Raw genomic sequence first — 6,722 nt, forward strand, 5'->3', positions numbered from 1 at the left:
GATCAGTTCTCGGTGCTCGGAAGCCCCAGGATGGATTCGGTGAGGGCGAAGAGCTTTGAGTCATCCGGCCGCAGACTGCTCAGGATGATGACGGTGCGGCCGTCATCGAGGACACGCCAGGAGACGGTGCGGTAGGCACCGCTCGTTCCGTCGTTCGTCGCGACGGTCTGTCCCGTGGATTTGTAGGTCCGGACGCGGCCACCCAGGGCGTAGGAGGACTCGGGACGCTCGACGGTCAGCAGGGCCTTCCTGGATGCGGGAGACAGAAGCTTTCCAGAGAGCACGCCATGGTTCAGACGCAGCATGTCGTCGGCGGTGCTGTAGAAGCCGCCCCCCGTCACGAGGTAGTTCGGGAGCGTGTAGATGCGACGTTCCACCTTGGGCTCAAGCGACCGGTATCCCAGGGCGAGGTTCGGAACGTTTCCGGCTTCGCCCGCCGCGATGCCGCTGTCCGCCATGCGTAGGGGCTTGAATACAAGACGCTGGGCAAGTTGCGCGTAGGTCTGTCCGGAGACTCGCTCCAGGATGGCCTGCACGAGAATCCAGTTGGTGATGTTGTAATCAAAGCGAGTGCCCGGCGTGAACACCAGGTCCCCGCTCGCATACCGGGCCACGGCTTCGGCCTGGGGTCGCGTCTCACTCTCGATGCTCGGATCCTTCTTGAACGCGTCCATGAGCCCATTGGGCAGGCCGCTGCCATGGCTGATCAGATGCCGCAGCGTGAGCTGTTTCCCGGTGTCCGCGCGGTACTCCGGCAGATAGGTGAGGATGGGCTCGTCGAGCGACAGCTTCCCTTCATCCACCAGCCGCAGGACCACGATGGACGTGAGCCACTTGCTCACGGAGCCCACGAAGAAGCGGCTGTTCCGCTTCAGGGGCTCCTTCGCTTCAGCGTTCTTGACCCCGAATGCTTCTACGTAATCCGCGCGCGTGCGCTGGCCCACGAGGACGACACCGTTGAAGTGGGTGTCCGCGGCGAACTTGCGAACCTGCTCCTGAATCCCTGCCTCGCCCGCGTGCGCTGGGAGCGCACAGCAAAGGCTGGCCAACAGTGCCAGGCAGCGCTGCTTCAGGGGACTCACGGACATGTGGCTCCTCGACGTTGGGGACGGACCCAGGGTGGCCCAGCGTCCCGGATACGTCGAGGAGCCCCCTCTATTGCGGGAGGGTGATTACAAATGTCGTTACGCGGTGGCGGACCGCACGGCCTCGCGAATCGCCCCGGACTCCACCAGCGCCGTGACCGCGGAGATGTCGTGATGCAGCTCGCGGTCGCGGTCCATGTGCGGAACCTTGCTGCGCACCAATTCATACGCTGCCAGCACGCCCTTGCCGGGCTTCACCGGCTGACGGAAGTCCAGCGCCTGCGCCGCGACCAGCACTTCAATCGCCAGACACGAACGCGTGAACTCAGACACCTGACGCCCCTTCAGCGCAGCCGTCATGCCCATGGACACGTGGTCCTCGCGGCCCGCGGAGGAGGGGATGGAGTCCACGGAGGCCGGGTGGCTCAGGATGCGCGACTCGGCCACCAGGGCCGCTGCCGTCACCTGGGCGATCATGAACCCGGAGTTCAACCCGCTGTTCTTCGCGAGGAACGCGGGCAGTCCGGACAGTGACGGGTTCACCATCTGCTCCACGCGGCGCTCACTGATGGACGACAGCTGCGTCAGCGACATGGCCACCACGTCCATCGCCAGCGAGATGGGCTGACCGTGGAAGTTGCCTCCGGAGATGATGTTCCCCGTGTCCGGGAACACCAGCGGGTTGTCCGTCCCGCTGTTCACCTCCACCTCCAGGATGCGACGCGCGAACGCCAATCCCTCTCGCGCGGAGCCGTGCACCTGCGGGATGCACCGGAGGCTGTACGGGTCCTGCACCTTGCTGCAGTTGACGTGCGTCTCCACCAGCTCGCTGCCCTTCAGGATGCGCCGCAGGTGCTCCGCCACCGCCTTCTGGCCCGCGTGCGGCCGCACCGCATGGATCTCCGGCAGGAACGGCTTGTGGCTGCCCAGCAGGCCCTCCACCGTCATCGCTCCCGCGATGTCCGCCACGTCCGCCAGCAGCTCCGCTCGCAGCTGCGTCAGCGTGCCCACGGCGCACATCGCCTGCGTGCCGTTGATCAGCGTCAGGCCTTCCTTCGCCTCCAGCACCACCGGCTTCAGGCCCGCCTTCTCCAGCGCCTGCTTCGACGGCATCCGCACGCCCTCGAAGAACGCCTCGCCCTCGCCAATCAACACCAGCGCCAGGTGCGCCAGCGGGGCCAGGTCTCCGGACGCGCCCACGCTTCCCCGCTCGGGGACCACCGGCACCACGTCCCGGTTCAGCATGTCGATGGCCAGGCTCAGCGTCTCCATCCGGATGCCGCTGAAGCCCTTCGCCAGCACGTTGGCGCGGAGGAGCAGCAGGACGCGCGCTTCCGGCAGAGGCAGCGGATTCCCCACGCCGCACGCATGCGACAGGATGAGGTTGCGCTGCAGGTCGCGCAGGTCCTTCCGGTCGATGCGCACCTCCGCCAGCGTGCCGAAGCCGGTGTTGATTCCGTATGACGGCGTGTCACCGGCCGCCACCCGGTCCACCAACGTCCGGGAGGCCTGCACCCGCTGCGCGGCTTCGGGGGCGAGCTCCACCGTGACTTCGTGGCGGGAGACCTGGAGGATCTCCTCCAGCTTCAGGGTGTCACCATCGATGAGGAGGCGGGGGCGGGACATGTTCGGGCTACTCCGGAAAAGCGGCTTGAAGTCGTTGGGCCACGAACGCTAGCGGATTCGCGGCAGGCAGGTTGAGGGCCCTTTACACCCAGGCCCCGGCGCTCATATAGCCTGCGCGCGTCCGTGCAGGGAGGTCGCAAGCCCCGTGGCCCTCATCGTCCAGAAGTATGGCGGTACCTCGGTGGGTGACACCGAGCGCATGAAGAACGTCGCGCGCCGCTGCCTCGCCGCCCAGAAGGCCGGCCATGACGTCGTGGTGGTCGTGTCCGCCATGTCCGGCGAGACCAACCGCCTGCTCAAGCTCGTGTCGCAGATCACCGACCGGCCCGACGAGCGCGAACAGGACGTCGTCGTCGCCACCGGCGAGCAGGTGTCCATCGGCCTGGTCGCCATGGCCATCCAGGCGCAGGGCGGGAAGGCCGTGAGCTTCCTCGGCCACCAGGTGCGCATCGTCACCGACAGCACCTTCTCCAAGGCGCGCATCAAGAGCATCGACGCGGAGCCCATCCGCGCCGCGCTGAAGCAGGGGAAGATCGTCGTCGTCGCCGGCTTCCAGGGCGTGGACGAGACGGGCAGCGTCACCACGCTGGGCCGCGGCGGGTCCGACACGACGGGCGTCGCGCTGGCCGCTGCGCTCAAGGCCGACGCGTGTGAAATCTATACGGACGTCGACGGCGTCTACACCACCGACCCCAACGTGTGCCCGGCCGCGAAGAAGCTGGACCGCATCACCTACGAGGAGATGCTGGAGCTGGCCAGCCTGGGCGCCAAGGTGTTGCAGATCCGCTCGGTCGAATTCGCCATGAAGTACAAGGTGCCCCTGTGGGTGAAGTCTTCCTTCACCGAGGATCCGGGCACGCTCGTCTGCGAGGAGGACGCATCCATGGAGGACGTGCTGGTTCGAGGGGTCGCCTACGACCGGAACGAGGCGAAGATCACCGTGGTCGGCGTGCCGGATCAGCCGGGCACCGCGGCGAAGCTCTTCGGAGCGCTCGACGCGAAGCACATCGTGGTGGATCTCATCGTGCAGAACCCGTCCCGCGACGGGCGCACCGACGTCACCTTCACCGTCGCCAAGTCCGACTTCGCCAAGGCCCACGAGGTCGTGAAGCAGGCCGCGCAGGAGGTGGGCGCCACGGGCATCGAGGTCGATGACGCCATCGCCAAGGTGTCCATCGTCGGCGTGGGCATGCGCAACCACTCGGGCGTCGCCGCGAAGATGTTCCAGACGCTCTCCCAGGAGGGCATCAACATCCAGCTCATCTCCACGTCGGAGATCAAGACCTCCTGCGTGATCCACACGAAGTACACGGAGCTGGCGGTGCGCGCGCTGCACACGGCCTTCGGGCTGGACGCGCCGCCCCCCGTGACGGCCAACCCCACCGTGTCCGAGGTGGACGCGCTGAAGGGGCAGAAGGCCTGAGGCGGTTCGGGCGCACGTCCGCGCTCGCGGCGCTGTCGCTGGGGCTGCTCGCCCTGGGCTTCATGGCCCGGGCGCGGTGGCCGGACTCGCGCCCTTCGCTCGACTGCCCGCCGGAGGCCGTGCGGCTGGACCCGGCGGGCCTCGCCACCTGTGGCCCGGGGACGGTGCCCACGGGGAGCCAGGCGCTCGCGCTGGGGCTCAAGCTGGACCTGAACGCCGCCTCCGAGTCCGAGCTGGCCCTGGTGCCCGGTGTGGGTCGTGACCTGGCCAGACGGCTGGTGTCCGCCCGCGAGGAGCAGGGCCGGTTCGTGAGCTGGGAGAACGTGGACGCGGTGCCCGGCGTGGGCGCTGCCAAGTTGGAGACCCTCCGGGCAACCACCGTGCTGGACGCGGCGGCGGCCAATGGGAGCGTGTGGTAAGGACGGCCGGTGCAGATCGCCTGCCCGCAATGCTCGATGCAGTACGTGCTGGATGCCCGACTCCTGCCGCCTGGCGGCGCTTCGGTGCAGTGCACGCGGTGTGGCCACGTGTTCATGGCCTCGCCCACTGGCGTCATGGCCCCCGCGCCGAAGATTCCTCCCGCGGGTGGGGGAGACCGGGCCGGTGCGCCGTCGTCGACGCAGATCTTCGGCGGTGAGAGCGGCGTCAACCTGAAGTCCACGAACCTGTTCGCGGGCTCGACCACGGCGTCCGGTTCCTTCGTTCCGCAGCCGACGCCGCCTTCGGGGGCGTTGGCCTCGTCCGGCGTGATTCCTCCGCCTCCTTCCATCGCGCCGGTCGCGGCGCCGTCCCGGCCTCCGGTGGCGCCCGCAGCGTCCGGCACGCAGCCTCCGGCGATGGGCACCACACGTGCCTTCGGCGCGGTGGGGTCCGGCGTGGGGGCTCCTCCCGTGGCGTCGACGGCGCAGGAAGCGGGGCAGGGCGCGGCTCCTGGCGGAACCACGCGCGCGTTCGGTGCTGTCTCCGCGTCGTCCTCGGGTTCGTTCCGTCTCTCGGAGCCGGGCGCTTCGGCGGCGGGGAATTCGACGCGTGCGTTCGGCGCGGTGTCGGGGCCTCCTGCTCCGGGTGCCGCCGACGTGAGCGGTGGCTCGACTCGTGCGTTCGGCGCGGTCTCCGGATCCACGGCCGCGCCCGACGGTGGGGTCGAACCGGGTGGCTCGACGAAGGCGTTCGGCGCGGTGTCCGGTCCTTCGGAACCCGCCGCGCCCAGTTCCCGCTCCTTCGAGAACATCTCTCCGTCCGCTGACTCGGGGACTCCGCCCTGGTCCGCCGCCAGCGGCTCGCGGCCCAAGCTCGTTCCGGACGGCCACGGCGACGCGCCCTGGGCGACGGGTGCGCCGACCGCGACCGTCTCCCTGCCCGACGACGACGCGCCCTTCGCTCGCACCGAGCCTTCAAAGGCCGCCGCGCCGTCTCCCAACGCATCGTTGCTTGGGAGTGGCCTGGACCGGCCCCTTCCTTCGCGGAAGCCCTCCAGCGACCTGCCTCCGGAGCTGCTCGGCGCCTCCCGCACCGGCTCCGTGGTGATCGAGGACGGCGACAGCCGGTCCTCCACGCTGAGCCGGGTGCTCCTCGTGCTCGCGGTGCTCGCGGGCATCACCCTGGCCGGGTACCTGGCGTATCCCGCCTTCCGCGACCGCAATTCGGCCATGCCCGAGGAGGCCGTGGACAAGAAGGACGCCGCGGTGAAGTCCTTGCGCCGTGATGACGCGGCGTCGCGCGAACAGGCCATCCAGGACCTCCAGGGCCTGGCCACGGCTCACCCGAAGTACGCCGAGGTCCAGGCCGAGCTGGCCGTGGCCTACACCCTCCAGCTGAGCGACCTGCACGCGGAGTTCGACCAGCTGCGCATCCAGACGGACCTGCTCAAGCGGCAGCTCGACGAGGTGACCTCCGCGAGGTCGTCGCCCGGTTGGATGGGCCAGGCGAACGCCCTCCGCGCGGAGATGAGCGAGGCCGAGCGCGCCATGAAGCCGCTGCGCACGGACATCACCGAGCGGCGCAAGGTGCTGGAGGCCCTGGTGGAGACCCTCCGGGCCGCTCCGGACGTGGAGCCCGCCGCCACCGTCGCCGCGCGCCTCAAGGCCCAGTCCCTCCACGCCGCGGTGACGGGCGCCTCCAACGCCCTGGGCCTCGCGGAGCGCCTGCGCCAGGCGGAGCTCACGCCGTCCTGGAGCATCGTGGCCCGCGCCGAGTTCGCCCTCAGCTCCGGCTCTCCCGCCGCCACCCTCAAGGCCGTCTCCGAGGAGCTTGCCGCGCTGCGCACCCAGGACCGGACCTTCCTGCGGCCCTACTTCCTGGGAGCCCGGCTGGCCCTCCGCCAGAACGACCCGGACACGGCCCGCAACCTGCTGAACGAGCTGCTGGCGCTCAATCCCAAGCACGAGCTGGCGAAGCGAATGCTCGCCCAGCTCCCCGCCGCCGGAGACGCGCCCTGAAGCGTTGACCGGATCACCTCCGTCTCACCCTGGAGAAACTCCAGTCCTTCCCAGGGGCTTGCTGGCTCTCTCGCCCTGAAGTCCCTCTGAACGTCCAGGCACGCGCCTTGCTTTGTCCCCGGGCGTCGAGGACTCGGGGTTGGGAGGGTG

At 69.2% G+C, this 6,722-nt stretch carries 5 protein-coding genes; 3 read left to right on the plus strand and 2 right to left on the minus strand.

Features of this window, described 5'->3' with window-relative positions:
• Positions 1–2 precede the first annotated feature (2 nt).
• Complete coding sequence (locus D7W79_RS12825) at positions 3–1,088, minus strand: serine hydrolase domain-containing protein (protein WP_120525658.1); 1,086 nt, start codon at positions 1,086–1,088, stop codon at positions 3–5.
• A 96-nt stretch (positions 1,089–1,184) separates the two neighbouring features.
• Positions 1,185–2,711: a histidine ammonia-lyase gene (hutH, locus tag D7W79_RS12830; RefSeq protein ID WP_120525659.1), complete on the minus strand. Its 1,527-nt coding sequence runs from the start codon at positions 2,709–2,711 to the stop codon at positions 1,185–1,187.
• Positions 2,712–2,856: 145 nt separating this feature from the next.
• On the opposite strand from hutH, the gene D7W79_RS12835 reads away from it, so the two are divergent.
• From D7W79_RS12835 to D7W79_RS12845, 3 genes are all read left to right on the plus strand, one after another.
• Positions 2,857–4,134, plus strand: a complete 1,278-nt coding sequence (locus D7W79_RS12835; protein WP_120525660.1) for an aspartate kinase — start codon at positions 2,857–2,859, stop codon at positions 4,132–4,134.
• A 62-nt stretch (positions 4,135–4,196) separates the two neighbouring features.
• Positions 4,197–4,553: a ComEA family DNA-binding protein gene (locus D7W79_RS12840; protein WP_120525661.1), complete on the plus strand. Its 357-nt coding sequence runs from the start codon at positions 4,197–4,199 to the stop codon at positions 4,551–4,553.
• A gap of 9 nt (positions 4,554–4,562) precedes the next feature.
• Positions 4,563–6,572 (plus strand): zinc-ribbon domain-containing protein, encoded by a 2,010-nt coding sequence (locus tag D7W79_RS12845; protein WP_147441907.1) that lies wholly within the window; start codon positions 4,563–4,565, stop codon positions 6,570–6,572.
• Positions 6,573–6,722 lie beyond the last annotated feature (150 nt).

It is taken from the genome of Corallococcus exercitus (assembly GCF_003611585.1).
GTDB lineage: Bacteria > Myxococcota > Myxococcia > Myxococcales > Myxococcaceae > Corallococcus > Corallococcus exercitus.